At 64.7% G+C, this 24,982-nt stretch carries 23 protein-coding genes; 11 read left to right on the forward strand and 12 right to left on the reverse strand.

What is annotated here, in order from left to right; genetic code table 11:
• Positions 1 to 35: 35 nt before the first annotated feature.
• The 5 genes from deoC to nth all read right to left on the reverse strand — a co-directional run bounded on the left by deoC (position 36) and on the right by nth (position 5,838).
• A complete protein-coding gene (gene deoC / locus DDT93_RS09500) occupies positions 36 to 1,037 on the reverse strand; it encodes a deoxyribose-phosphate aldolase (protein ID WP_109465552.1) in 1,002 nt (333 codons plus the stop codon).
• Between the two features lie 129 nt (positions 1,038 to 1,166).
• Positions 1,167 to 3,377, reverse strand: a complete 2,211-nt coding sequence (locus DDT93_RS09505) for a DEAD/DEAH box helicase (protein WP_109465553.1) — start codon at positions 3,375 to 3,377, stop codon at positions 1,167 to 1,169.
• A gap of 222 nt (positions 3,378 to 3,599) precedes the next feature.
• On the reverse strand, positions 3,600 to 4,205 hold the full coding sequence (locus DDT93_RS09510) for a GNAT family N-acetyltransferase (RefSeq protein WP_332872692.1): 606 nt from the start codon (positions 4,203 to 4,205) through the stop codon (positions 3,600 to 3,602).
• Positions 4,202 to 5,197 (reverse strand): adenosine kinase, encoded by a 996-nt coding sequence (locus tag DDT93_RS09515; protein WP_109465554.1) that lies wholly within the window; start codon positions 5,195 to 5,197, stop codon positions 4,202 to 4,204. Before DDT93_RS09515 ends, DDT93_RS09510 begins: the two co-directional genes overlap by 4 nt.
• The gene (nth, locus tag DDT93_RS09520; protein ID WP_109465555.1) at positions 5,194 to 5,838 is read right to left on the reverse strand and encodes an endonuclease III; all 645 of its coding nucleotides are present in this window, start codon (positions 5,836 to 5,838) and stop codon (positions 5,194 to 5,196) included. The genes DDT93_RS09515 and nth overlap by 4 nt, the downstream gene beginning before the upstream one ends.
• A gap of 177 nt (positions 5,839 to 6,015) precedes the next feature.
• Between nth and DDT93_RS09525 the strand changes: the two genes are divergently transcribed.
• From DDT93_RS09525 to DDT93_RS09535, 3 genes are all read left to right on the forward strand, one after another.
• On the forward strand, positions 6,016 to 6,867 hold the full coding sequence (locus DDT93_RS09525) for a bifunctional helix-turn-helix domain-containing protein/methylated-DNA--[protein]-cysteine S-methyltransferase (protein WP_109465556.1): 852 nt from the start codon (positions 6,016 to 6,018) through the stop codon (positions 6,865 to 6,867).
• A gap of 125 nt (positions 6,868 to 6,992) precedes the next feature.
• Entirely contained in the window at positions 6,993 to 7,649 is a 657-nt protein-coding gene (locus tag DDT93_RS09530; protein ID WP_109465557.1) for an OmpA family protein, read from the forward strand.
• 235 nt (positions 7,650 to 7,884) lie between these two features.
• Positions 7,885 to 9,012: an aromatic ring-hydroxylating oxygenase subunit alpha gene (locus DDT93_RS09535; protein WP_109465558.1), complete on the forward strand. Its 1,128-nt coding sequence runs from the start codon at positions 7,885 to 7,887 to the stop codon at positions 9,010 to 9,012.
• A 6-nt stretch (positions 9,013 to 9,018) separates the two neighbouring features.
• Here DDT93_RS09535 and DDT93_RS09540 read toward each other — a convergent pair whose 3' ends face one another.
• A complete protein-coding gene (locus DDT93_RS09540; RefSeq protein WP_109465559.1) occupies positions 9,019 to 9,666 on the reverse strand; it encodes a TetR family transcriptional regulator C-terminal domain-containing protein in 648 nt (215 codons plus the stop codon).
• Positions 9,667 to 9,808: 142 nt separating this feature from the next.
• On the opposite strand from DDT93_RS09540, the gene DDT93_RS09545 reads away from it, so the two are divergent.
• From DDT93_RS09545 to DDT93_RS09580, 8 genes are all read left to right on the forward strand, one after another.
• On the forward strand, positions 9,809 to 11,446 hold the full coding sequence (locus DDT93_RS09545; protein ID WP_109465560.1) for a phytoene desaturase family protein: 1,638 nt from the start codon (positions 9,809 to 9,811) through the stop codon (positions 11,444 to 11,446).
• A complete protein-coding gene (locus tag DDT93_RS09550; protein ID WP_109465561.1) occupies positions 11,443 to 12,915 on the forward strand; it encodes a phytoene desaturase family protein in 1,473 nt (490 codons plus the stop codon). The genes DDT93_RS09545 and DDT93_RS09550 overlap by 4 nt, the downstream gene beginning before the upstream one ends.
• Complete coding sequence (locus DDT93_RS09555) at positions 12,912 to 14,117, forward strand: aminomethyltransferase family protein (protein WP_232825407.1); 1,206 nt, start codon at positions 12,912 to 12,914, stop codon at positions 14,115 to 14,117. The genes DDT93_RS09550 and DDT93_RS09555 overlap by 4 nt, the downstream gene beginning before the upstream one ends.
• 62 nt (positions 14,118 to 14,179) lie before the next feature.
• Positions 14,180 to 15,514: an aminotransferase gene (locus DDT93_RS09560; protein ID WP_109465562.1), complete on the forward strand. Its 1,335-nt coding sequence runs from the start codon at positions 14,180 to 14,182 to the stop codon at positions 15,512 to 15,514.
• Between the two features lie 176 nt (positions 15,515 to 15,690).
• Positions 15,691 to 16,755, forward strand: a complete 1,065-nt coding sequence (locus DDT93_RS09565) for an extracellular solute-binding protein (protein ID WP_109465563.1) — start codon at positions 15,691 to 15,693, stop codon at positions 16,753 to 16,755.
• 115 nt (positions 16,756 to 16,870) lie between these two features.
• The gene (locus DDT93_RS09570) at positions 16,871 to 17,557 is read left to right on the forward strand and encodes a helix-turn-helix transcriptional regulator (protein WP_109465564.1); all 687 of its coding nucleotides are present in this window, start codon (positions 16,871 to 16,873) and stop codon (positions 17,555 to 17,557) included.
• 162 nt (positions 17,558 to 17,719) lie between these two features.
• The gene (locus tag DDT93_RS09575) at positions 17,720 to 18,097 is read left to right on the forward strand and encodes a VOC family protein (RefSeq protein WP_109465565.1); all 378 of its coding nucleotides are present in this window, start codon (positions 17,720 to 17,722) and stop codon (positions 18,095 to 18,097) included.
• Between the two features lie 2 nt (positions 18,098 to 18,099).
• Positions 18,100 to 18,525: an EVE domain-containing protein gene (locus DDT93_RS09580; RefSeq protein ID WP_109465566.1), complete on the forward strand. Its 426-nt coding sequence runs from the start codon at positions 18,100 to 18,102 to the stop codon at positions 18,523 to 18,525.
• Between the two features lie 3 nt (positions 18,526 to 18,528).
• Here the strand turns inward: DDT93_RS09580 and DDT93_RS09585 are convergent, their stop codons facing one another.
• The 6 genes from DDT93_RS09585 to DDT93_RS09610 all read right to left on the reverse strand — a co-directional run bounded on the left by DDT93_RS09585 (position 18,529) and on the right by DDT93_RS09610 (position 24,567).
• Positions 18,529 to 19,311 (reverse strand): methyltransferase domain-containing protein, encoded by a 783-nt coding sequence (locus DDT93_RS09585; protein ID WP_109465567.1) that lies wholly within the window; start codon positions 19,309 to 19,311, stop codon positions 18,529 to 18,531.
• Positions 19,308 to 20,534, reverse strand: a complete 1,227-nt coding sequence (locus tag DDT93_RS09590) for an aromatic ring-hydroxylating oxygenase subunit alpha (RefSeq protein WP_109465568.1) — start codon at positions 20,532 to 20,534, stop codon at positions 19,308 to 19,310. Before DDT93_RS09590 ends, DDT93_RS09585 begins: the two co-directional genes overlap by 4 nt.
• A gap of 4 nt (positions 20,535 to 20,538) precedes the next feature.
• Positions 20,539 to 21,633, reverse strand: a complete 1,095-nt coding sequence (locus tag DDT93_RS09595; RefSeq protein WP_109465569.1) for an ABC transporter ATP-binding protein — start codon at positions 21,631 to 21,633, stop codon at positions 20,539 to 20,541.
• Between the two features lie 2 nt (positions 21,634 to 21,635).
• Positions 21,636 to 22,469 carry an ABC transporter permease gene (locus DDT93_RS09600; RefSeq protein ID WP_109465570.1) on the reverse strand — a complete coding sequence of 278 codons (834 nt, stop codon included), beginning with the start codon at positions 22,467 to 22,469 and terminating at the stop codon, positions 21,636 to 21,638.
• Positions 22,466 to 23,275, reverse strand: a complete 810-nt coding sequence (locus tag DDT93_RS09605; RefSeq protein ID WP_232825408.1) for an ABC transporter permease — start codon at positions 23,273 to 23,275, stop codon at positions 22,466 to 22,468. Before DDT93_RS09605 ends, DDT93_RS09600 begins: the two co-directional genes overlap by 4 nt.
• Positions 23,276 to 23,367: 92 nt before the next feature.
• Positions 23,368 to 24,567, reverse strand: a complete 1,200-nt coding sequence (locus tag DDT93_RS09610) for an aromatic ring-hydroxylating oxygenase subunit alpha (protein WP_109465572.1) — start codon at positions 24,565 to 24,567, stop codon at positions 23,368 to 23,370.
• Between the last annotated feature and the right edge of the window lie 415 nt (positions 24,568 to 24,982).

The raw sequence follows: 24,982 nt of genomic DNA on the forward strand, positions 1-24,982 counted from the left end.
TGCAAATACTCAGGTCGCACCAAAGGCCACGGGCCTCAGCCCATCGCATGGCGATACCCGGCCGAATAAGCGCCGGTCACGTAGTGCTCCAACTGGCGCTCGATATCGCCCAGCAGCGAGGAGGCACCAAATCGGAACAGGTCGGGCGAGAGCCAGCGGTCGCCCAGTTCCTCCTTGATCAGAGACAGGTAGACCAGCGAGTCCTTGGCCTTGGAAATGCCGCCCGCAGGTTTGTAGCCCACGCGGATCCCGGTGCGGGCATGGTAGTCGCGGATCGCCCGGATCATGACGAGGCTGACGGGAAGGGTGGCGTTCACGCTCTCCTTGCCGGTCGAGGTCTTGATGAAATCGGCGCCTGCCATCATGCAGACCAGCGAGGCGCGCACAACGTTCCGCAGCGTGCCCAGTTCACCGGTGGCGAGGATCGCCTTCACATGGGCGTCGCCACAGGCCTCTCGAAAGGCGCGCATTTCGTCGTAGAGCGCCTGCCAGTCGCCCGAGAGGACGTGGCGGCGGGAAATCACGATGTCGATCTCGGCGGCCCCGGCCTTGACGCTCTCCCCGATCTCGGCAATCCGCAGGTGGAAGGGCGAGAGACCGGCGGGAAAGCCGGTCGAAACGGCGGCCACGGGAATCCCCGAGCCCTTCAGCGCCTCGACGGCGGTTTCGACCATGTCGTGATAGACACAGACCGCACCCACGGTCAGCCCGTCCATGCCCAGCGTCTCCAGCAGCGCGGGCGCGACCGGCTGGCGCGCCTTGGCACAGAGCCGCCGGACCCGCTCGGCCGTGTCGTCGCCCGACAGCGTGGTCAGGTCGATGCAGGTGATTGCCTTCAGCAGCCAGGCGGCCTGGTAGGCCTTCTTTACCGACCGCCGCCCCGGCAGCGTTGCCGCCCGGCGCTCGATGGCCGAGGTATTGGCCTGCACGGCGCGCACCCAGTCCATGTCGAGCGGCATGCCCGGATTGCGCGGCACCTCCGAGTGCCCCGTCACCTGCGGCAGCTGCGTTTTCATATCCAGCCTGTCGGTCTGCATCGGGATTCCTCGGCTACTCCTCGCCCGAAAACCTCGCATGGCGGCCCCAGCTTGGCAAGCGAGGCAGGCTGCTGACGAAGGGGCATCGGTAGACGCCCGCGCGCGGAGTCACGCGCAGGCGGTCAACGATCAGCTCTTGCCGCGCTTGGCGCCCTTGGGCGGAGTGAACCGCTTGGAGGTGTCCGAGGCCGAGGATCGAGTAGCCGTCTTACCCGCAGGTTTGCCTGCCGGTTTGCCCCCGGGTTTCCCCGCGAATTTCCCGGCCGGCTTGCCGCCTGCGGGGCGCTTGCCGCCAAAGTCACCACCTGCCTTCTTGCCCGTGCCACCGGTCTTGGCCTTTTTCCACTTCGGCACCGCGTCAGCGCCCCGGTCGGCGTATTTCGCGGCGGGGCGGCGGGGCCGTTCGCTGACCTCGGCATGTTCCGGCACCACGCGCGCCGGTTTCGACCTTGGCGCGGCCTTACTGTCGGACCGGGGCTTCGACGCGCCCTCGGGCTTGCCATAGGGTTTGTCCGCCGGTTTCTCATAGGGCGCGGAATCCCGACGATCCTCGCCCCCGCCATAGGGCTTCTTGCCCGCAGGCTTGCCCTCGTCCCTTTTCCATCCTCCCGGTTTGCGGTCGGCTCCAAAGCCCTCCGGCTTTGGCCCCTTGCCGCGATGCGGCTTGCGATCCGCGCCAGCGCCGCGCGGGCCCCCTCTGGGGGCACCACGGGACGGCCCGCCGCGATCCGAGCTGAATTCCGGCACGCCGTCGACCGCGCGGGCGCTCACGCCTTCCTCCAGCGCGCCACCCTCACCGACCATGGCCCAGAAGCCCTCGAGGCTCGGCTCGGCCAGTTCGACAAACGTTTCGTCCTGCTGCACCCGGATGGCACCGATGTCGGATTTCTCCAGACCGCCCGCGCGCAGCAGCAGCGGCAGGAGCCAGCGCGCCTCGGCGTTGTCACCGCGACCGACCGACAGGGCCACCCAGGCGCTCGGGCCAAAATCGGCGTGGTCCTTGCGCTCGGGACGATCCGGGCGCTCGCCCCGTTCGGGCCGCGCCGCGGGCGCGCCCAGTTCTTCGGGCGCCGAATGATTACTCCGGTAGAGTCGCAGGCAGGCAGCGGCGATGGCCTGGGGAGTCTGCGCTTCGAGCAGCCGCGCGGCGAAATCGGCCTCGTCCGCGGTCATCTCGTCGGTCCAGACCGCATTGGCCAGCAGCCGTTCCTCGTCGCGGCGCAGGATGTCGTCGGCACCGGGCGCGGCGGTCCATTCGGCGGTGACCTTAGCCCATTTCAGAAGCCGTTCGGCCTTCTTCACCTGCTTCGGCGGCACCACCAGCGCCGAGATGCCCTTGCGCCCGGCCCGGCCGGTGCGGCCCGAGCGGTGCAGCAGTCCTTCGACGTTCGAGGGCAGTTCGGCATGGATCACCAGTTCGAGGTTCGGCAGGTCGATGCCGCGCGCCGCCACGTCGGTCGCCACGCAGACCCGCGCCCGTCCGTCGCGCATCGCCTGCAGCGCGTGTGAGCGTTCCTGCTGGCTCAGCTCGCCCGAAAGGCAGACCACCTGGAACCCCCGGTTGGCAAAGCGGGCGGTCAGCCGGTTCACCGCCGCGCGGGTGTTGGCGAAGACGATGGCGTTCTGCGCCTCGTGATAGCGCAGCACATTGATGATCGCGTTCTCGGCGTCATGCTGCGCCACCTGCAGTGCCTGGTAGGCGATGTCGGCGTGCTGCGACTTCTCCGAAACCGTGGTCACCCGTACCGCGTCGCGTTGGTACTGCTTGGCAAGGTTCGCGATCATCGGCGGAACGGTGGCCGAGAACAGCAGCGTGCGCCGGTCCTCCGGCGCTTCGCCCAGCATGAACTCCAGGTCCTCGCGGAACCCGAGGTCCAGCATCTCGTCGGCCTCGTCCAGCACCACGGCGCGAAGTTCGCTCATGTCGAGCGAGCCGCGCTGGATATGGTCGCGCAGGCGTCCCGGCGTGCCCACGACGATATGCGCCCCGCGCTCCAGCGCGCGGCGTTCGTCACGCATGTCCATCCCGCCGACACAGGAGGTCACCCGCGCCCCGGCCCGTGCATAGAGCCAGTCGAGCTCGCGCTTGACCTGGAAGGCCAGTTCACGCGTCGGGGCCACCACCAGCGCCAGCGGCAGGCCCGCGGCACCCAGATGTCCGGCCTCGTCGAGGATGGTCGGGCCGATGGCGAGGCCAAAGCCCACCGTCTTGCCCGAGCCGGTCTGGGCCGACACCAGCAGGTCGGAGCCGCTCAGGGCGGGGTCGGTGACCGCTTCCTGGACGGGGGTCAGCGTGTCGTAACCGCGCTCGGCGAGCGCATCGGAGAGAGTCTGGATCATGAGGGTACCGATCTGGGTGGTCGCGCGACGGCCACCCTTTGGGAGGAGATCGCGGTCTGTCTGCGGGACAGGTCGAAAGCCGGTCCTCTAACGCAAAGAATGCGCCTTGTATACTCCTATTGCGCGCCGCGACAAAGGCGCACGATCCCCCTTCTTTGGGTATGCAAGTATCCCGGGGGTGAATTGGCCCGCAGGGCCAAGAGGGGGCAGCGCCCCCGTGCCTCAGGTCTCGCGGAAGATCGGGATATGCGGCCCGGCGTCGATCGGAAGGTTGCCGGTGAGGCGCGGATCCTGCAACACCTCGACCTCCTGCCGCGTCGGAACAAAGCCGGTGCGGCGATAGAAGTTCAGCGCCCTCGGATGGTCCAGCGTGCAGGTATGTAGGTGAAAGCGCTCGATCGGCTGGGCAAAGACGGTCTCGATGGCAAAGTTCATCAGGCAGCGTCCAGCGGTGGTGCCCGTCATCTCGGGCGCCACGCCGAAGAAAGCGAGCTCGCATTCCCCCTTGGTGCGGTAGTCGAGTTCCAGCAGGCCCATGGCGGTGCCGTCCCGGTCCAGCGTGTAGACATGCACGTCCGGGTCGGCGAGGATCGCGTTGAGTTGCGCGACCTCCATCACCAGCCGCGAGAACCACAGCCAGTCCTGTCCGCCGACCCGGGTGAACAATTCCCGGTACCAGACCGAGTCGGGCTGTTCGACCCGCCGGATCGTGCAGCCCTCGGGCAGGTCGGCCGGGCGCAGCGGCGCGGCCTCGCGCATCTCTAGGTAGGTGGTCACGGTCGCCACCCGCCCCGGCGGCACCTCGTGGAATCCGTCGGGCAGTATCATGCCTCCAGCAGCCCGGCGTCGCGCAGCAGTTCGGGCATGTTCGCCTCGGGGCGTGGCCCGATGTGCGAGATCACCTCGCGGGCGCAGACGTTGCCGATCCGGGCGCAGGTCTCGAGGTCGCGCCCGGTGGCGAGGCCGTAGAGGAACCCGGCGGCGAACTGGTCCCCCGCGCCGGTGGCGTCCACCGGTACAACGCGTTCCACCGGCACGTCGATCCGGGTGCCCTCGGCCAGCACCGAGACGCCGTCGCCGGACCGGGTGCAGACCACCAACGGGCAGATCTCGGCGGTCTTCGCGAGGGCGTATTCCAGGTCATCGGTCTCGAAGAGCGAACGGATCTCGGCCTCGTTGCCGATCAGGTAGTCGAGGTCGTTTTCGATGAGCTTGAGAAAGTCGGCCCGGTGCCGTTCCACGCAGAAGGGATCGGAGATGGCGATGCCGGTCTTGCCGCCGCCCTTGTGGCAGTCACGTGCGGCCTCGAGGAATGCGGTCTTGCCCTTGTCCTTGTCGAAGAGATAGCCCTCGAGGAACATAATCTTGGCCTGACCGGCGACCTCGGTCGATACGTCGCCCGAGCTGAGTTCCGACGAGATGCCGAGATAGGTGTTCATCGACCGTTCGCCATCCGGCGAGACGAAGATCATCGAGCGCGAGGTCGGCAGCTCGCCGCCCGGAACCGGCGGGTTCACGAAGTCGATGCCGTTGTCGTTCATCGCGCTGGCGTAGAAGCGCCCGAGTGCGTCGTCGTGAACGCGGCCGATGAAGGCGGTGGACAGACCCAGCGCACCGGCGCCCGCGATGGTGTTGGCGACCGACCCGCCCGGGGTCTGGACCCGGCCTTCCATCGCGCCGTAGAGCAGTTCGGCCCGTTCGCGCTCGACCAGCTGCATGATGCCTTTCTCGATGCCCATATGGTCGAGAAAGCTGTCATCGGCCTTGGTGATGACATCGACGATCGCATTGCCGATGCCGACAAGGTCATAGGTCTTCATAGGGTCTTTTCCTCGTAGTCGCAGAGGTCGCGGATCAGGCAGGCCGGGCATTTCGGCTTGCGCGCGACGCAGGTGTAGCGGCCGTGCAGGATCATCCAGTGATGCGCGTGCAGCTGGAAATCCGCCGGTATGTTGTCCTCGATGGCGCGTTCGACCGCTTCGACGGTCTTGCCGGGGGCCACGCCCGAGCGGTTGCCGAAGCGGAAGATATGGGTGTCGACCGCCTGCGCCGGGTAGTGCCACCACATGTTCAGCACGACGTTCGCCGTCTTGCGTCCGACGCCCGGCAGCGATTGCAGCGCCGCGCGCGAGTTGGGCACCTCGCCGCCGTAGTCCTCGACAAGGATCCGCGACAGTTTCATCACGTTCTTGGCCTTCTGGCGGAACAGGCCGATGGTCTTGATATGATCGATCAGACCCTCTTCGCCCAGGTCGAGCATCTTCTGCGGCGTGTCCGCCACCTTGAAGAGCTCCTTGGTCGCCTTGTTCACGCCCGCATCGGTGGCCTGCGCCGAGAGCGCGACCGCGACAACGAGGGTATAGGCGTTCACGTGGTCGAGCTCGCCCTTGGGTTCGGGCTCGGCGGCGTGAAAACGCGTAAAGATCTCGTGGATCCGGTGATATCCGAGTTGCTTGGCCATCGGCGGCCTTAATGCCGTGCGGCGGGCGGTCCCGCAACGGAAAAGCGGCCCGGGTGCCAAGGCATCGTGGTGAATGCCCAAAGGCCCTGCAGGCGTCCGGGCCCATCCCGCAAGTTCCGGGTCGCCGTGACGCCGCCCGGGGCGTATCTTGGCTGGTGAGACAAGGAGACCCGAGCCATGAACATGCAGGTCAGCGAACGCGATTATCACTATGGCGTCATGCGCCGGGCGATCGAACTGATCGACCGCGACGGTGGCAACCTGCCGCTCGACGATCTGGCGCGCGAGATGGGCATGAGCTCGGCGCATTTCCAGCGGATTTTCTCGGCCTGGGTCGGGGTCTCGCCCAAGCGCTACCAGCAGTACCTCAAGCTCGGTCATGCCAAGGCCCTGCTCGAAGACCGGTTCACCACGTTGGAAACGGCGCTGGCCACCGGGCTGTCGGGCAGCGGTCGGTTGCACGACATGTTCCTGCGCTGGGAGGCGATGAGCCCCGGCGACTACGCGCGCGGCGGCGAAGGGCTGACGGTATACTGGGGCTGGTTCGAGAGTCCCTTCGGCCCGGCGCTGGTGATGGGAACCGAGAAGGGCATCTGCGGGATCGCCTTTGGCGCGGAGACTGGCGAGGAGGCGGCGATGGAGGACCTGACGGGGCGGTGGCCCAAGGCCCGCTTCGTCGAGGACCCGATGATGTTGCGCCCGTGGGTGCTGAACGCCTTCGGGGCCGGGACCGGGAAACTCGAGGATACCCCGCTGTTCCTCATCGGTGCCCCGTTCCAGATCAAGGTCTGGGAGGCTCTGATGCGGATCCCTTCGGGGCAGGTCACCACCTATTCCGAGATCGCCGGCGCCATCGGCAGCCCCCGCGCGGTAAGGGCCGTGGGCAGTGCGGTTGGGCGCAACCCGGTCAGCTGGCTGATCCCCTGTCACCGTGCCCTCCGGAAGTCCGGCGGGCTGGGTGGCTATCATTGGGGCCTGCCCGTGAAACGCGCGATGCTGGCTTGGGAATCGGCGCGCGCCGACGCCTGAGGCGATCACAACTTGGCGAACATCCGCCTATCTGCATGGGTTTCCGGCTGCGGTGGCCGTCGGAAATGTGGTTAACTGCGTTCAATCTCCCGAACCAACGGGATCTGAACCAAGGCAGGAAAACCATGATCTTGAAGAAAACCGCAATTGCCGCTCTGGGTGGCGTCTTTCTGCTCGGCGCGTGTACCGATCCGGGCCAGATCAACGACCCCAACAACCCCAACCGCAAGCAGCAGCAGGGCGTTCTGCTCGGCGCGGGGGTCGGCGCTGCGCTGGGCCAGATCGCTGGCGGCGACACCAAGGCGACCGTCGCAGGCGCGATGCTGGGCGCCGCGGCAGGCGGGCTCATTGGACACAATCTCGACAAGCAGGAAGCCGAACTGCGCCAGACGCTGGGTGACGACCGGATCAAGATCGTCAACACCGGCGACCGCCTGATCGTGACCATGCCGCAGGACATCCTGTTCCCGACGGACAGCTCGACCGTGTCCTCGGCGCTCTACCCCGATCTTCAGGCGGTGTCGCGCAGCCTGCAGAACTACCCCGACACCACTGTCCAGGTGATCGGCCACACCGACAACACCGGCGAAGCGGCCTATAACCAGTCGCTGTCCGAGCGTCGGGCCGGCGCTGTGGCCAGCATCCTGATCAACTCTGGCACCTCGGCGGGCCGGGTCGTGACTATCGGCAGGGGCGAGAACCAGCCCATCGCGTCGAACCTGACGGTCGAGGGCCGCGCCCAGAACCGCCGCGTCGAGATCGTGATCATCCCGCGCGGGTAAGGTCGCAGATCCTGTTACAACAAGACCCCGGGTCGCATCTGCGCCCGGGGTTTTTCTTTGCCGGTAACACTGTTCATCCCCACCGGCGCGGAAACGGACGGGTCGCCGGGGCAAGTTGATTATTTGAGCGCTCACATAAAATTATATTTGCGGCCGAAGCAGAAGAGGGCGTAGCCTCTTCAGGAACCCCCAAGCGGGGCTCTCGAATCGCTGACCCTCAACGGGGAGAAATCCCATGTCCGTCCAGACCCCATCGCCCCTGCTCGACCATTGCCCGCCAACGCTGCCGCAGGCCGCCTACATCGATCAGGGTTGGTACGACCGCGAGATGGCGACTATCTGGCGCAAGAACTGGGTCTACGCAGGGCGGAAGGACGCCTTTGAGTCCGGTTCGATGACCCGGCGACAGGTCGGCGGGGTGGAGGTGATCGTCGTTGCCGACACCGCGGGAGCGCTGAGCGCCTTTCACAACACCTGCCGCCACCGTGGCGCGGCGCTGTGCACCGCCGAGAGCGAGATGATCGGCAAACTGATCCGCTGCCCCTATCACGCCTGGGCCTATGCGCCTGACGGGCGGCTGGTCTCGACGGGCTATGGCACACCGACGCGGGACTTCGACAAGGGGGCGCACGGGCTCTACCCGGTCTCTCTGTTCGAATGGAACGGGATGGTCTTCCTCAATCTCGACGAGACGCCGGAGCCGCTCAGCCCGGACATGGGCCTCGCCGCGCTCGACAACTGGCCGATGGATCGGCTGGTCACCGGGCACGTGTTCGAGAAGGAACTGGCCTGCAACTGGAAGATCTTCTGGGAGAACTACAACGAGTGTCTGCATTGCCCCGGCATCCATCCGGAGCTTTGCGACATGGTCCCGGTCTATCGCGAAGGCGTCATGTCAGAGGCCGAGCGGGTTCCGCGCGAAGGTCAGGCCGCCCATGCGCCGATGAAACAGGGCGCACGCAGCTGGACCATGTCCGGCGCGCCCTGCGGGCCCGATTTCCCGGGGCTGACCGCCGAGGAGCGGGCGCTCGGGTTCTTCTTCGTCACCTGCTACCCAAGTGCCTTCATCGTGGCCCATGTAGACTATGTGCGCGTGGTCTCGCTGCAGCCACTGGGGCCACAAAAAACCCGGCTTAGAGCCGAATGGCTCTTTGCGCCCGAGACGATGGAAGCGCCGGGATTCGACCTTGCCAACGTGGTCGACTTTGCCACCCTCGTCATGCAGCAAGACGGTGACGCCTGCGAGCTGAACCAGCGCGGGCTGGCCTCGCCCGCCTACACCGCCGGCCGCCTGATGCCGCAGGAATTCGATATTTACCGTTTTCACCAATGGGTGCTGGCGCAGATGGGCGAAGAGGTCTGATCGCCGTCAGAGACGGCCGAGCTTTTCGGCGAATTCGGGCAGAAGGGCGGCAAGGCACTTGAGCGAGGATTCGAGTGCGCTGGCGTTGGAGTAGTTCGCCGGAAACAGGTAGAGATTCTGCCAGTAGCCGTCGGTCAGCGTGTCGATCCAGTCCGCAATGTTGGCCGCGCGGTCGGGATCGCCCGGCAACAGATCCTGGCACATCTTCTGAATTGCGCGGGACCGGTTGTCGTCGTATTCCCGCGTGATCTCGCCGTACTGGGGCACGAATGCCTGCTCGCCCCAGAAGGCGAACCAGACCGAGAGAATTTCGCGGTTGCAGATCGCCGGGTCGAAATCTGCCCGGATCAGCGCGACCAGCTGGACAACGGGATCCGGATCGGCGGTGGCGATGGCCGCGCTCCAGTGGCTCTGATACTGCTCATAGAGATCGCGCAGCGCCTCGGTCAGCAGCCCGTTCTTGGACTTGAAGTAGAACACCGCGACACCCTGCGACAGGCCCGCCTGCTGTGCCACGGTGGCCAGGGTGGTCTTGACCAGCCCGTTGGACACGATGGAGCGATAGGTGGCGTCCAGCACCTGCCGCCGACGCTTGTCGGCGTTTTCCTTGCGCTCCTTGCGAGGGCGCTCGATTTCATTGGGCGGGAAGGTCATCCGAAACCCCCGGGTTTGCTCTGTTCGATGTGTTTTTCACATCTTCGAGGTCAAGTCAGCAGAAATATTTTATTTGAGCGCTCAAAAAACTTTACGGGTGGATCGGATCTCCCTACTCTCGGGTCAACCTGAGGAGGCGCCGATGGGGCAGCACGACAGATACGACGCGATAATCGCGGGGGCAGGGCACAACGGACTGACGACGGCATGCTACCTTGCGCGCGCCGGGCTGAAGGTTCTCGTGGTCGAAAAGAACGACTGGATCGGCGGCGCGGCCGTCAGTCGCTCGCTGCACGAGGGCTGGACCTATTCGAACTGTTCCTATGTCTGCTCTCTCCTCCGCCGAGAGATCGTGCGCGACCTCGACCTGCCGAAATTCGGTTTGCAGGTGATCCCCTACGAGGGCGGTGCGACATTCACTGCGAATGGCGATTACTTCGCCTACCACTCCGACCACGACGCCCTGCGCCGCGAAATCGCCCGCCACGAGCCGCGCGACGTGGATGCCTACGACCGGTTCAGCCAGACGGTGATCCGACAGTGCCGGTTCATCCGTCCCTTCCTGTTACGCTCGGCGCCCGATCCGACCTCGTTCAAGATCAATGACCTGCAGGAACTGCTGTATCTCGTAAAGCGCGCGCATGGTCTCGGGCCGCGCGAACTGGCCGAGACGCTGCGGTTCTGGACCATGTCGATCGGCGACTTTCTGGACGAGCACTTCGAGAACGACCTGATCAAGGCGCATCTGGCCGGTTCGGGGATCATCGGCACCGGCCTTGGTGTGTACTCACCGGGCACGGCCTATGTGCTGCTGCACCACTACATGGGCGACGTCGACGGGGCCATTGGCGCCTGGGGCTTTGCGCGGGGCGGCATGGGCGCGATCTCGAAGGCGCTGGGCGATTGCTTCGAGGCGGCGGGAGGTACCATCTTCACCGGCTCCGGGGTCGAGCGGTTCCTCGTGGAGGGCGGCAAGATCATCGGTGTCGCGCTGGACAATGGCGACGAGTACCGCGCGCCAATCGTCGCCTCGAACATGGATGTCAAGCGGACCTTCCTTGAACATACCGATGCCAAGGACCTGCCCGAAGATTTCACGCGGGCGGTCAAACGGTTCAAGATCCGAGGGTCCAGCGGCAAGCTGAACATCGCGCTGGACGCCTTGCCGGACTTCCCTGCCGCGCCGAAGGGGGCAAACTTCCTGCGCGGCGATCTGCACGCGTCGGAGTCTCTGGCAGAGCTGGAGCGGGCCTACGACGACTGGAAAGAGGGGCGGTGGTCGGCCAACCCCTACTTCGACATGCTGATCCCCAGCCAGATCGACCCTACGATGGCACCTCCGGGCAAGCACATGATGACCGTCTTTGTCCAATACGCGCCCTACGCGCTGGAGAAAGACGGCGTCTGCAGCGGAGAGAACTGGACCGAAGAGGCCAAGAAGGCCTTTGCAGAGACTGTTTTCGACAAGATCGAACAGGTCTGCCCGGACATCCGCAGCAAGGTCGTTCATGCCGAGATACGCACCCCCCGAGACATCGAGCGCGAGGTGGGCCTGACCGAAGGCAACATCTTCCAGGGGGAACTCACCTTCGACCAGTTGCTGTTCAACCGGCCGGTGCCGGGCTACGCGAACTACGCCACGCCGATCGAGGGCATGTACCTCGTGGGTTCCTCCGCCCATCCGGGCGGCGGGGTGATGGCGGCGCCGGGGGCCAACGCGGCGCGTGAAATTCTGAAGAAACTGGGCAAGGGGGCGGCCGTTGCGGCCGAGGCAGCATGAACGCGCGGTTCGACGTCATCGTGATCGGGGCGGGCCACAACGGGCTCGCAGCGGCCGAAGCCTTGGCAAAGCGCGGCAAGAGCGTCTGCGTCGTGGAACAGTCCGACGCCGTGGGCGGGATGGCCTGCGACCGGCTGGCGCATCTGCTGTACAATCCAGCGCCCAGCGGAGTCGAAACACGCGAAATAGACACTGTTTCGCTGTCACCCGAGGGCGCACATGTCCTGATCCGGCGAGGCGAGGCGCGGTTCACCTCCGGTAAGCCGCACCCGGACGCCGCGGCTTATCAGACTCTCTACCGGCGCCTGGTTCGGTACGCTGGCCTTCTGCACCAACTGGCAGAGGCGCCGCCGCCCGGACTCGAACAGGGCGTGACCAGCCTCGCGGGTCTGCGCGAACTGTCGCGGCTGGCAAAGCTCGGGGTGGGGGTCAAGCGGCTCGGCAAGGCCGAGATGCGGGAGTTCCTGCGGATCCTGCTGACCAACGCCTACGACCTGCTGCTGGACGAGATGCCGGACGGCCCGCTGCCGGGGGCGCTGGCGGCGGATGCGGTGCGCGGCGCCTTTTCCGGACCTCGGTCGCCCGGCACGGTGCTGAGCCTGATGTATCGCCTTCGCCACGGCGGCGGGGTTTTCCTGCCGGCTGGCGGGATGGGCGCGGTGGCCGGGGCCTATGCCGAAGGGGCGCGCCGCGCCGGGGCCGAGGTGCGCTGCGGATTGGGTGTGACCCGGGTGATCGTCGAGGGCGACAAGGTCGCCGGTGTTCTTTTGTCCGACGGCGGGCGGCTCGACGCTTCGGCGGTGCTGTCGAGCGTGGGGCCGATGCAGACGATGCGGATGGCGGGCATTGCCGAGTTCGACATCGAGGCAGTGCGCCGGGCGCGCAAGCTTCGCGCCAAGGGTAGCACGGCCAAGCTGAACCTGCGCCTGGGCGGGGTGCCCGAGTTCACCGGGCTCTCGGCGGCGCAGGTCAAGGCTCGACTGCTGGTTGCGCCTTCGGTCGCGGGGGTGGAGAGGTCCTTCAACCCGGCAAAATACGGCGACCTGCCAAAACAGCCCGTTCTAGAGATGGTTCTGACCGATGGGACGGGTCCATCCACGCTGTCGGTCATTGCCGGACATGTTCCCGAAACCAGCTGGACCACGGACCGGCGCGAGAGTTTCACGGCTTCGGTGGTCGAGACCATCGAACGATTTGCACCGGGGTTCGGATCACTGGTCGAGGAGGCGGACCTGCTGACGCCGGAAGACATCTCGGCGATGACCGGTGCGCCCGGCGGCCACTGGCACCACGCCGAGATGGGGCTGGACCAGATGCTGACCACACGGCCCACGGTGGGCATGGCGCGCTACCGGTTCGGGGTCGCGGGGCTGTACCTTTGCGGGGCATCGGCCCATCCGGGCGGCGACGTGACCGGCGCGCCGGGGCGCAACAGTGCAGCGCAGGTTCTGGCGGACGGGGTGGCATGATGGACGGACGTATCGAAACCCGCGACGTGGCGGCGGTGCCCGTCGGTCTGATCGAAACACCGGTCTTCTCGCGGCTGGATCAGATCAGTACGGCCAAGCAATGGGGAAACTGGGCCGGGTACATATCGCCGCTCGTTCTGGACACGATGGAGTTCGAGTACTTCGCCATCCGCAACCAGTCCACGCTGCTGGACGTCTCGCCGATGCACAAGTACCGCGTGACGGGCCCGGATGCGGAAACCATGTTGAACCGGATGGTGACCCGTGACCTGCGCAAGGTCGCACCGGGGCGTGTCGCCTATGCCATGTGGTGCGACGAGGAAGGCATGGTCATCGACGATGGCACGCTGTTCCGCTTTGCAGAGAATGACTTCCGACTCTGCTGCCAGGAATCCATGCACGGCTGGCTGCTGGATGCGGCATGGGGCTTTGACGTCGAGGTGATCGACGAGTCGCATTCGGTTGCCGGTCTCTCGCTGCAAGGGCCGACCTCCTTCTCGGTGCTGCAGGCGGCCGGACTGGGAGCCGCCGGGAGCCTGAAACCCTTTGATCTGGTCAAGTTAGAGCCGGATCTGTGGGTCTCGCGCACCGGGTTCACTGGAGATCTGGGCTATGAACTCTGGGTGCCCTGGGACCGGCTGACAAAGCTGTGGGATCGGCTCTGGGCCCAACGCGCACCGTGGGGGATGCGCGCCATCGGGACGCACGCGCTCGACATGGTGCGGATCGAAGCGGGTTTCGTCGCCGCCAAGGTAGACTTTCAGCCGGTCCTGACGGCCTCGCGCCTTGGCCGTGGGCGGACGCCCATCGAGTTGGGGTTCGAACGGCTGGTCCATTTCGACAAGGGGCACTTCAACGGCCGACGGGCCCTGCTGAAGCAGCGTGACACCGGGCCGCGCTACAACCTTGTCAGGCTCGATATCGGCGGCTTCAAGCCGGCGCAGGATGCATTGATCTATCACCGCAAACGCCGGGAGGTCGGCCATGTGACCTCCGGCATCTGGTCGCCCACAGCCAAGCGCAACATCGCGCTGGCCGAGCTGCGGGCGCCGTTTGGCGGTGAGAAAACCGACGACCTCTGGGCCGAGGTCTATGTCAACGAAGAGGGCCGTTGGGACAAGAGATTGGTCCCGGTCACGGTTCAGACCAAGCCGTTCTTCCGGAACGACAGGGCGCGCGCCACGCCGCCCCGGGCGTTCTGAGGGCGGGGAAAGGAAACAGCGTGAACGATACGATAGCGCAGGATCTTAGTAACGAACCCAGCATGGAAACACTCCATGAATGGGATCGTCTGCACCAGATCCACCCCTGGGCGGCGATGGACGCCTACCAGGGTTACGACAACATGCTGGTGGATACCGCCGACGGCATCTACCTCTGGGACGGCAACGGCAAACGGTTCCTCGACGGACCCGGGGGCATGTGGTGCGTCCAGATCGGCTATGGCCGGGACGAGATGGCGGATGCAATCGCCGAACAGGTCAGAAAGCTGCCCTATACCTCGCCCTTTACCAACACCACCGAACCCTCGGCAGTGCTGGCCAAGAAGCTGGCCGAGATGGCGCCGGGCGATCTGAACAACGTCTTCTTCACCACTGGCGGGTCAACGGCGGTGGATACCGCCCTGCGCACCATGCACTTCATGAACAACCGGCTGGGTCGGAAGAACAAGAAAATCGTGATCGCGCGGGAAAAGGGCTATCACGGCTCGACCTACCTCGCTCATTCGGTGACCGGCAAGGAACGCGACAAGACGCGGTTCGACACCGAGAGCCGGCTTGTCCGTTTTCTCCCTGACGTGAATCCCTACAACCGCCCGGACGGCAAGAGCGTCGAGGACTGGTGCGACGAGAAGGTCGGCGACCTCGAACGGATGATCGAGGAGGTCGGGGCCGAAAACGTAGGCGCCTTTATCGCCGAGCCGATCCTGTCGTCAGGCGGAGTCATCGTGCCGCCGCCGGGCTACCACAAGCGAACCTTCGACCTCTGCCGCAAGCATGACATCCTCTACATCTCGGACGAGGTGGTTACCGGCTTTGGCCGGCTCGGGCACTGGTTCTGCTCCGAGGAGGTCTTCGGCATCCAGCCCGACATGATCACCTGCGCCAAGGGGCTGACCTCGGGCTACCTGCCGCTCGGGGCCTGCATCATCTCGGACCGGGTGATGGAGCGTTGCTCGTCCCCCGACGAACCGGTGCTGTTCTCGAACGGGTTCACCTATTCGGGTCACCCGGTCAGCTGCGTCGCGGCGCTGAAGAACATCGAGATCATGGAGCGCGAGCGTATCCTCGAGCATGTGCGCGAGGTAACACCGCATTTTCAGGATCGCCTGCAGCAGCTGCGCAAGTTCCCCATCGTCGGCGATGCGCGCGGCATGGGCCTGTTGGGCTGTATCGAGGGCAAGGGCCGGAACCTCGAGGAAGAGCGCGAGCTTGGCAACATGATCGACGAAGCCTGCGAAGAGCTCGGGCTGCTGGTCAGACCCCTGATCAACATGGCGGTCTTCTCGCCGCCGCTGGTGATCACCTTGGAGCAGATCGACGACATGTTCGACATCCTCGAAACCGCCCTGGCCAACGTCACACGCAAGCTGGGCTGACGGGAAACAAACAGGACGCGCTGCCCAGAGGTGCGGCAGCGCGTTTCACAAATGAGATCAGCACCTCCTGCACGCTTGAGGCGTGGCCCCCGGGGGCCTAGCCTTTCCAAAAAAGAGCCGCAGCGCACGTCGAGGCGTGAGTCGGTAAACACAAAAGTACCAACTGGGAGTGAACCATGAAGACCTTTGCCAAGACCGCTGCCGCCATGCTTGCGGCCACGGCACTGACGGCCACCGCCGTCCGCGCCGCCGATCCCGAGCTCGTCGTCTTCGACTGGGCCGGGTACGAGGATCCGGAGTTCTACAAGTCCTTCACCGAGAAGAATGGCGATGGCCCGACCTTCTCGTTCTTCGGTGACGAGGAAGAAGCCTTTCAGAAGCTGCGGTCCGGCTTCAAGGCAGACGCCGCGCACCCCTGTGCCCAGTCGGTGCCGAAGTGGATCGAAGCGGGTCTGCTTCAGCCGCTCGACACCTCGCGCATCACCTACTGGGAAGATCTGGACCCGGCGTTCCGTGACATGCCTGCCTTCCAGAAGGATGGCGAGTATTATTTCATCCCGATCGACTGGGGCAACACTGGCGTGACCTACAACACCGAGCTGCTGTCCGATGCCGACGTGCAGTCTTTGCAGGCCTTTGCCGACCCCAAGAACGCCGGTCGCGTCTCGGTCGGTGACAACGTGGACGACGCCTATGCGCTGGGCTTCCTTGCAACCGGCGTCAAGGACTGGGCATCGGCCACCGACGAACAGTTCAAGGCCGCCTCGGACTTTCTGCGGCAGGTGCACCAGAACGTGCGCTCCTACTGGGATTCGGGGTCTTCCCTCGCCCAGCTGATGCAGAGCGGCGAGGTCTACCTCGCATGGGCCTGGAACGAGACCTTCTCGACCATGTCCGCCGAAGGATATCCGATCGCCATGAAGCGCGACACCGACGAGGGCGCGTCGAGCTGGGTCTGCGGATATGTCCACCTCAAGGACGCGCCGGGTTCAGACGACAAGTTCTATGACTTCGTCAACGCGTGGCTTGAACCGCAAACCGCCGATTACATCGTGAACGCCTGGGGCTATGGCCACTCCAACATGGTCGAAATGGGCAAGATGAGCGCCGAGGATCTCGCGGCTGTCGGCCTCGACACCAGCGACCAGCTGCGGGCAAACACCCTGTGGCAGGGGCCAACCCCGGCTGAGCTGCGCGAAAAGATGATCGCCGAGTTCGAACTGATCAAGGCTGGTTTCTGAGGGGACCTTTCAGAGTCTGACTTTGAGCCCGCCGGGAGGTTTCCTGGCGGGCTCATACTTTGCGGGCGCGTTCGATGCTGACAGATTCTGGCACTAGATCGTGCTATGCAGGCGCATGTCCCGATCCGAACGCCTGCTCGACCTGTTGCACCTGCTGCGCCGACACCACCACCCGGTGAGCGGACAGGCCCTTGCCGACGAGATGGGGGTGAGCCTCCGCACGCTCTACCGTGACATCGCCAGCCTTCAGGCCCAGGGCGCCAATATCGAGGGCGAGCCCGGTGTGGGCTATGTCCTGCGCCCCGGGTTCCTGTTGCCGCCGCTGATGTTCACCGCCGAGGAGATCGAGACCCTTGTGCTCGGCGCGCGCTGGGTGATGAAGCGGGGCGATGCCCGCCTTAGCGAGGCGGCGGAAAGCGCGCTGGCCCGGATCGGGGCAGTGGTGCCGCCCGACCTCGCAAGCGAAATGGAGCAGTCGGGTCTGTTCATCGGGCCCGGTGCCGCCATCCCGCAAGACAACGTCGATCCGGCGATCCTGCGCAAGGCGATCCGCACCGGCCACAAGGTGCGGCTTGTCTATCGGACCGAGGACGGGACAGAGACCGAGCGGGTGATCTGGCCTTTCGCGCTTGCCTTCTTCGACCAGGTACGCCTGCTGGTCGGCTGGTGCGAGCTGCGTGACGATTTCCGCAACTTCCGCACCGACCGCATCCATTCGGCCGAAGTGCTGGATGCGCGCAGCCCCCGTCGGCGGCAGGTCCTGATGGCCGAATGGCGCGCGGCCCGTGGAATCCCCTCCTAGAGCCTGTTCTTCTGCTGGAGAGTCCGTTTTGACGCCCAGGTGCTGGGCTATCGACCGGCATGTGTCAGGACAGAAAATACTTCTGAGGCATCGCTTCATTACTGCCAGAAACTGACAGTATAGGATGTCACGTTGCACCTGTGACCAACACAGGAGCATATCATGGAACACAGCAACAACATCATCTTCTACGTCGCCGATCCCCTCGCCTCTGCGTCCATTTACAAACGCCTGCTGGGCAAGGACCCGGTGATGGAGAGCCCGATCTATGTCCAGTTCGTCATCTCTCCCGACCTCACTCTAGCCTTCTGGCAGAAGGACGACGTGAAGCCCGCAGCGCAGGGCGTGGCTGGCACTTGCGAGCTGGGCTTGCGGGTGATGCGCGGCGAGGTCGATGCCCGATGCGAGGAATGGCGCAAGGTTGGCGCAAAGATCGTGCTGGAACCGATCGACCTTCCCTTCGGGCGCAGCTTTGTCGCGACCGATCCGGACGGCAATCGCCTGCGCGTCTATGCGCTGGCCGAGTCGGTTGCGGCCTGACCATGCGCAGCTGGATCGCCATTGCCTCTGCCGACCACGTGGCGGCGGGGCGCACCGAGGGGTTCATGCAGGTCTGTCACGGAAAGGCGGCGCCATTGCGCCGCCTCTCTGCGGGCGACCGGGTGATCTACTATTCTTCGGTGCAGACCATGGGAGGCCGCGACCGCGTTCAGGCCTTTACCGCAGTGGGTCGGTTGCGCGAGGGCGCGCCCTATCAGGCCGATGCCAACGGGGTCTTTCAGCCCTGGCGCCGGAACGTGGACTGGCTCGAAGCCGGTGCGATGCCCATCGCGCCACTGCTCGACCAGCTTGAGTTCACGCGCGGGCGGCGTAACTGGGGCGCGCCCTTCCGGTTCGGCCTGTTCGAGATCAGCGATGTCGATGGCTGGCTGATCGAGGGCCGCATGCTGGTGCCCGAGCTGGCATGACGCCTAGCCCGGACGCCGCGCCCGCAGGTGGTTAGGGCAATGCTCCCCAGTGGCCAGAACCTTGTTCATCGCCGTCCAGGTGTGGATCTGGTCGGCGATGAACGATTTGCCATAGGTCTGTTCGAGCCGCGCCCGTTCGGACCCTGTCAGCCAGTCGTATTCTTCCTGCGCCACCTCGCGGTACCAGGGGTTGCGGTTGATAAGCGAAACCTCGGTGAACCCGGCCCCGTCCAGCGCCCTGCGGTAGCGCTCTGGCGAGGCCATGGCGAAATCGAGGTCCTCGGCCTTGATATAGGCCTGCATCTCGGGTGAGGGCGTCCCGTCGTGCGAGATCAGCCAGTCTGAGGCGGCGAACCAGCCGCCGGGGCGCAGGATCCGGAAGACTTCGGCGGCCAGCGCCTCCTTGTCCGGAATATGGATGATGGAATCCTTGGAATAGACCAGGTCAAAGCTCTGGTCGGGAAAGTCGAAGGGGCCGGGGGTGACCTCCCGGATCGTCACTCGGCCCTCCAGTCCTGCCTCCTGCACCCGACGTTCCGCAGCGGCGCATACATCGGACTCGACGTCGATGCCGACCACCTCCGCCGCGCCGCCGTCACGGGCCAGCAAGACGGCGATGGCGCCCGAGCCGCAGCCGATGTCGAGCACGCGCTTTCCGTCCAGATCCAGACCCTGCACGACACGCAGAGCCTCTTCCGCGCCGCCGGGTGAGAGGAATCCGCCGCCCCAGAGATCCTCGAGAAATGCAATGTGGAGATCGTCGTAGAGCAGTTCGCTGTCGGTCATGCGGGCCGTCCCATCCGGTCGAGGTAGAGGTCGAGGAAGCGCTGGGTAAAGGTCTCCATCCCGGCCAGAGGGCCGGGTTCGTAGTAACGCGAGTTCACACCCTGCTGGTTCTTCTCGATGATGAACTTGTCCGCCTTGGTGGTCACGTCCCACAGCCAAGTCAGGCGGTTCAGATCATAGTCGCGCCCCTCGACCGCATCCTCGTGCACCAGCCAAATGATCTCCTGCACCGAGGTCCGGGTGTCCACGGGAATGAACCGGTAGATCACCGCATGGTCGTTGTAGATCAGCATGGGGTTGAAGATGCCGACATAGAGGTCGCAGGCGCCTTGGTCGTATCCCTTGAGATCGCCGAGCAGCGGCGCGACGGGTCTGCCATTGTCGCTTCCGGTGTCCGTGCCCTCGAACAGGGCCTGTCGGCTGACGGTGTAGTCCACCGACCCGGCGGGGCAGTTGACGCCGACGCGGTCGATCATCGCGGTCGGGATGCCAAGCGCCTCGGCACGGGGCTTGAGCGCCTCGTTCAGGGGTTGGAATCGCTCGAACTCCATGTGCATCGCGTGGTGGCGGGCATACTCCGGGTGCGCCGGGGCGCAGTGATAGCACTCGTTGTAATTCTCGATCAGTAGCTTCCAGTTCGCCTGCACCGGGTAGCTTTCGCGATGTGCGACGCGCAGCCGGTCAAGACCGAAGGGTTTCAGCAATGGGTCCAGTTCGGCCCGCGCGCCCGCAAAGGTGGCTGGGTTGTCGGAGAAGGAGACGAAGATCATCCCGTGGAACACCTCGACCGGCACGGTTTTCAGTCCCAGCTTGGTCTTGTCGAGGTCGGTGGACATCAGCCGGGCCGAGAACAGGCTGCCATCAAGGTTGTAGGTCCAGGCGTGGTAGGGGCAGGTGAACCGCCGCGTGTGCCCGCTCTGTTCAAGGCAAACGCGCGAGCCGCGGTGGCGGCAGACGTTTGCCAGCGCGTGGATGTCGCCCGCTGCGTCGCGGGTCAGGATGACGGATTCGTCCAGCACCTCGAACAGCAGGTAGTCGCCGGGGTTGGGCAGTTCGCTGACATGCCCCGCATAGTGCCAGTCCGGCAGGAACACGCGTTCCATGTCCTCGGCGAAAATCTCGTCCGAGGTGTAGAACCCCTGCTCCAGCGCGTGTCCGCATCGGTGGCGCCCCAGCAGGTCCGACAGGTTAGGGTCTGATCCGGGCTGGAGGCGAGGTGTCATGGCTTCACTCGAAGAGGACGATGGATTCGGCGCCCCATCCGACACGGACGGGGCTGCCCACCGGCAGGACCGAGCGTCCGGCGGTGTTGCGCATGGAGACGGTGACCGGGGCCCCGACTCCGTTGAGGGCGACCGTGTAATAGGTCATGTCGCCGTAGTAGGAGGTGCCGGTGACCTTGCCTGTCGTTTCGGACTCGGCCTTGTCCTTGCCGTCGAACAGGATGGTCAGCATTTCGGGCCGCACGCCGATGGACTGGACCGAGGCGGCGGCCATGCCCTCGGGCACATGCGAAGGCGGTACCGTGACCTTGCCAAGCGCGGGAATATCGAGCGAGAGGCCGGTGCCGTCCTGCCCGGTCGCGGTTGCGTCCAGAAAGTTCATCACCCCGATGAACGAAGCCACGCGCTTGCTCACAGGGCGGCGGTACAGACCCTCGGGTGTGTCGATCTGCGCGATATTGCCCTCGAACATCACCGCGATCCGGTCGGACATGATCAGCGCTTCTTCCTGGTCATGGGTGACGAGGATGAAGGTGATGCCGATGGACTGTTGAAGCTGACGCAGTTCGACCTGCATCTGCTCGCGCAGCTTCTTGTCGAGTGCCGAGAGCGGTTCGTCGAGCAGCACCACCTTGGGTCGCATCACGAGGGCGCGGGCAAGGGCGACGCGCTGGCGCTGACCGCCCGAGAGTTCATGTGCGGCGCGGCGGCCATAGCCGGCGAGGTCGACCATCGACAGGGCCTTGTCGACCTCCGCCGCGATCTCGGCCTTTGACAGCTTCTTCTTTTTCAGCCCGTAGGCGACGTTCTCGGCCACGCTCAGGTGCGGAAAGATCGCGTAGGACTGGAACACCATGTTTGTGGGGCGGCGGTTGGCGGGGATACCCTGCATCGACTTGCCGTCGATCACGATGGCGCCGTCGGTCGGGTCCTCGAACCCGGCGATCATGCGCAGCAGGGTGGTCTTGCCGCAGCCGGAGGGGCCGAGCAGCGAGAAGAACTCGCCTTCGCGGATGGTGGCGTTGATGCCGTTCAGCGCCTGCACGGAGCCAAATCGCTTGATCACGTCTCGGAGTTCGATGATCGGCTTGTCTTGCATGATTACAGGAACCCTCCGGCCGCGGATGCCTCCACGCCCTGTCGCTTGGCCGAACGCTGGCGGAACCATTCGGCGAGGATGAGCAGAATGACCGACAGCGCGAGGAGGATGGTCCCGAGCGCCATGATCGACGGTAGCTTGGTCGGAAAGCGAAGCTGGCTCCAGATGTAGACGGGGAGCGTTGCATCGGTTCCCGTGAGGAAGAAGGCGATGATGAATTCGTCGAGCGAAATGGTGAAGCAGATCAGCAGGCTTGAGATCACGCCGGGGAGCACCAGCGGAAAGGTGACCCGCTTGAACGTGCCCCAGCTGGTCTCGCCCAGGTCGAAGGACGCTTCCTCGAGGCTGCGGTCGAGTCCGTGAAAGGCCGAGCTGAGGATGGCGATGGAATAGGGAACGCAGATCAGGGTGTGCCCGCCGATCACGGTCCAGAGCGAGAGGCTGAGGCCGAGCTGCATCAGGAGGACGAGGAGCGCCACCGCCACGATGATTTCGGGCAGGACGAGCGGCAGCATGATGAAGGCGATCATGCCCCTCTGCCCGGGGAACCTGTAGCGCGCCGAGGCGCGCGCGGCGCAGGCGCCCAGCAGGGTCGAGAGGATCGCGGTGCTGACCGCGACGATCAGGCTGTTCTCCACCGACTCGCCCAATGCGGCGTTGTTCAACAGCACCGTGAACCATTCGGTCGTGAAGCCGCTGAGCGGAAAGGCGATGATGGTCGAGCTGTTGAAGGCGAAGAGCGGCAGCAGGATGACCGGCGCGTAGAGGAAGAGCATGTAGCCGACGGCATAGATCGTCAGCCAGCTGAAGCGTTTGGAGTTGTGCCCGGGTCTCATTGGGTTTTCCCTCCAAAGCGTTTGCCGGCGAGGTAGATCACCAGGCTGATCGAGGCGACGATGACCATGGACGAGACCGCGAGCGCCGCGCCAAGCGGAGCGTTGTTGGCCTTGCCGAACTGGATCTGGATCATGTTGGCGATCATCAGCCCGTCGGTCCCGCCCACGAGGCGCGGTGTGATGAAATCGCCGACTGTGGGGATCAGCACGATCAGGATCGAGGCGATGACGCCGGGCATGGCGAGCGGCAGGGTCACCCGGAAGAAGCGGCGGACCGGCCCGTCACCGAGATCTTCCGCCGCTTCGAGCAGCGAACGGTCGATCTTCTCCAGCGCGACGAAGATCGGCAGGATCGCGAAGGGTGCCCAGGCGTGGGCCAGCGTGATGATCACGGCGTTGATGTTGTAGAGCAGGAAGGTCAGCGGCTCGTCGATGATGCCAAGCCCGGTCAGGGCCGAGTTGAGCACGCCGTTGTATCCGAGGATCACCTTCCACAGGAACACGCGCAGCAGGTAGCTGGTCCAGAACGGAATGGTGATCATGAAGAGCCACAGCGCCTTGCGCCGGGTGACGTGGAACGAGAGGTAGTAGGCGATGGGAAAGGCCAGCAGGACGGTGACCAGGGTAACCACCAGGGACACCATCAGCGACCGTAGGATCAGGATGCGATAGATCGGCTGGGTCCAGGCTTCGCGATAGTTGTTCAGCGTCAGCGTGGTGTCGATTGTCAGGTAATCCTGCGTCCAGAAGCTGAAGGTCACCACCGTGAGCAGCGGCGCCGCCAGCAACAGGAGAGCATAGATCATCGTGGGGCTTATCAGGGTAAGTCCCTGCCGCGCTTCCCGCCCCAGGATCATGATGCGCGGCCCCCGTGCCGGGGGGATGAAGTTCCGGTCATTCAGGTCTCCGTTTCGACGAGGGCCGCGTTGGTCTCGGCCAGCGTGCCGGGTTCGGGCTCGTCCGTGTTCAGGACAGGATAGAGCCTGCGCAGCTCGTCGTGGTAACTTTTCACACCCGCCTCGAGATCGGACAGGATGATGCCATCGAAGCCGCTCGATTGCGCGGCCTCCCAGCTCCATTCGATCAATTGTTCATCTTCCTTGGTGGTGATCCGGTCGATCCGTCCGCTGAGATAGCGCGCGATGCGCATGCGGCGGTCTTCGTCCGGGCGGCGATAGCAGGCGCCACGCTGGATGGTCCGGCCATGATCGACGGGAAACTCGTGGTAGTAGATCACCGAGTCCGGGTAGATGCCGAAGACGAGGTTGGGAAACACCCCGATGTAGAGCCACGCGCGCTGGTGCTCGTCGTCGAGCGTGTCCATCTGCGGCAGCAGCGCCTTGTACTGGCGCACGCTCCAAAGCTTGCTGTCCCCCTCGCGGAATCCCGAGAAGGAGCGGCTGGTGCCTTCCTTGAAGGGTTCGTCGTAGTAGTTGCGTCCGAACAGGTCGTCGAGCCCGGGATGCGCCATCGGAACGTGGTATCCCTCGTTGTCGACGTCGCGCACGCATTTCCAGTTGGCGCGGATATCCTCGCTCCACATGCCTTCTCCATCGGGAACCAGCGCGGCAAGGTCGTATTGCGCCAGCTCCTCGTCAAAGCGGGCCATGATCTCGCTGATCTTCGGCTGCGGGCCGGGCTTGAAACGGACAAAGACGAAGCCGTTCCAGATATCCATGTCCAGCGCCTTGAGACCCCATTCCTCGGGGTCGAGCGGCGGCAGGCTGTCGGGACGGGCAGCCCCGCGCAGGGTCCCGTCAAGGTTATAGGCCCAGCCGTGGAAGGGGCAGATGATCGCGGCACGGCAGGTGCCCTTGTCGTCGGCCACGACACGCGAACCGCGATGGCGGCAGAGGTTGTGAAAGGCGCGGACATTGCCGTCGCGGCCGCGGATCACGAGGGCGCGCTCCCCCACGAAATCGCTGGCCATGTAGTCGCCGGGTTCGGGGATGTCGCTGACATGGCAGATCAATTGCCAATGTCGCCGGAACAGCAGTTCCTTCTCCTCCTCCAGCATCTCCTCGCTGAAATAGCTCCACGCCGGGAGGCCGGCCCTGTCGTTCGGGATCTTGGTGTGAGTGGTGCCTTCCGTGGTCATCTTTCGGCTCCGTCGCCTTCGGTCTCAGGGACGGTAACAAGAATTATTTGAGCGCTCAATAAAAAATTTGGTAGAACTGCCAGAACCCGCAGGACGGCCACCCGATCTGCCCGGTTTCGCGGCGCTGACAATGCCGGCGCGAGTGATGCTAAGCGTCGGAAACTGTCTGAATTTAATGCTAAGTGAAATTTTACTTAGGGAGAAATTATCGGTATGATAATAACCTATAGGTTGTGCTGGAAAAATCCCGCCAACTCGCGTAAGGCTCAGTAAAACAAGGGAATGCGTTGATGCCTTCCCTTTACGTCAGGGAACCTGGCTTGGCCCGGAGCCGCGGGATGTGGGTTGAAGCCGCAACAGTTTCCCGAGAAGTTACAAAAGATCTTTTGCGTTTCAGATCCTTGGTTAACCTGCC

The sequence above is a fragment of the Albibacillus kandeliae genome (assembly GCF_003116585.1).
Taxonomy (GTDB): Bacteria; Pseudomonadota; Alphaproteobacteria; order Rhodobacterales; family Rhodobacteraceae; genus Albibacillus; species Albibacillus kandeliae.

Coding starts and splice junctions, on each gene's coding strand:
- deoC (WP_109465552.1), bottom strand. CDS start 1,037: ATGCAGACCGACAGGCTGGATATGAAAACGCAGCTGCCGCAGGTGACG.
- DDT93_RS09505 (WP_109465553.1), bottom strand. CDS start 3,377: ATGATCCAGACTCTCTCCGATGCGCTCGCCGAGCGCGGTTACGACACG.
- DDT93_RS09510 (WP_332872692.1), bottom strand. CDS start 4,205: ATGATACTGCCCGACGGATTCCACGAGGTGCCGCCGGGGCGGGTGGCG.
- DDT93_RS09515 (WP_109465554.1), bottom strand. CDS start 5,197: ATGAAGACCTATGACCTTGTCGGCATCGGCAATGCGATCGTCGATGTC.
- nth (WP_109465555.1), bottom strand. CDS start 5,838: ATGGCCAAGCAACTCGGATATCACCGGATCCACGAGATCTTTACGCGT.
- DDT93_RS09525 (WP_109465556.1), top strand. CDS start 6,016: ATGAACATGCAGGTCAGCGAACGCGATTATCACTATGGCGTCATGCGC.
- DDT93_RS09530 (WP_109465557.1), top strand. CDS start 6,993: ATGATCTTGAAGAAAACCGCAATTGCCGCTCTGGGTGGCGTCTTTCTG.
- DDT93_RS09535 (WP_109465558.1), top strand. CDS start 7,885: ATGTCCGTCCAGACCCCATCGCCCCTGCTCGACCATTGCCCGCCAACG.
- DDT93_RS09540 (WP_109465559.1), bottom strand. CDS start 9,666: ATGACCTTCCCGCCCAATGAAATCGAGCGCCCTCGCAAGGAGCGCAAG.
- DDT93_RS09545 (WP_109465560.1), top strand. CDS start 9,809: ATGGGGCAGCACGACAGATACGACGCGATAATCGCGGGGGCAGGGCAC.
- DDT93_RS09550 (WP_109465561.1), top strand. CDS start 11,443: ATGAACGCGCGGTTCGACGTCATCGTGATCGGGGCGGGCCACAACGGG.
- DDT93_RS09555 (WP_232825407.1), top strand. CDS start 12,912: ATGATGGACGGACGTATCGAAACCCGCGACGTGGCGGCGGTGCCCGTC.
- DDT93_RS09560 (WP_109465562.1), top strand. CDS start 14,180: ATGGAAACACTCCATGAATGGGATCGTCTGCACCAGATCCACCCCTGG.
- DDT93_RS09565 (WP_109465563.1), top strand. CDS start 15,691: ATGAAGACCTTTGCCAAGACCGCTGCCGCCATGCTTGCGGCCACGGCA.
- DDT93_RS09570 (WP_109465564.1), top strand. CDS start 16,871: ATGTCCCGATCCGAACGCCTGCTCGACCTGTTGCACCTGCTGCGCCGA.
- DDT93_RS09575 (WP_109465565.1), top strand. CDS start 17,720: ATGGAACACAGCAACAACATCATCTTCTACGTCGCCGATCCCCTCGCC.
- DDT93_RS09580 (WP_109465566.1), top strand. CDS start 18,100: ATGCGCAGCTGGATCGCCATTGCCTCTGCCGACCACGTGGCGGCGGGG.
- DDT93_RS09585 (WP_109465567.1), bottom strand. CDS start 19,311: ATGACCGACAGCGAACTGCTCTACGACGATCTCCACATTGCATTTCTC.
- DDT93_RS09590 (WP_109465568.1), bottom strand. CDS start 20,534: ATGACACCTCGCCTCCAGCCCGGATCAGACCCTAACCTGTCGGACCTG.
- DDT93_RS09595 (WP_109465569.1), bottom strand. CDS start 21,633: ATGCAAGACAAGCCGATCATCGAACTCCGAGACGTGATCAAGCGATTT.
- DDT93_RS09600 (WP_109465570.1), bottom strand. CDS start 22,469: ATGAGACCCGGGCACAACTCCAAACGCTTCAGCTGGCTGACGATCTAT.
- DDT93_RS09605 (WP_232825408.1), bottom strand. CDS start 23,275: ATGATCTATGCTCTCCTGTTGCTGGCGGCGCCGCTGCTCACGGTGGTG.
- DDT93_RS09610 (WP_109465572.1), bottom strand. CDS start 24,567: ATGACCACGGAAGGCACCACTCACACCAAGATCCCGAACGACAGGGCC.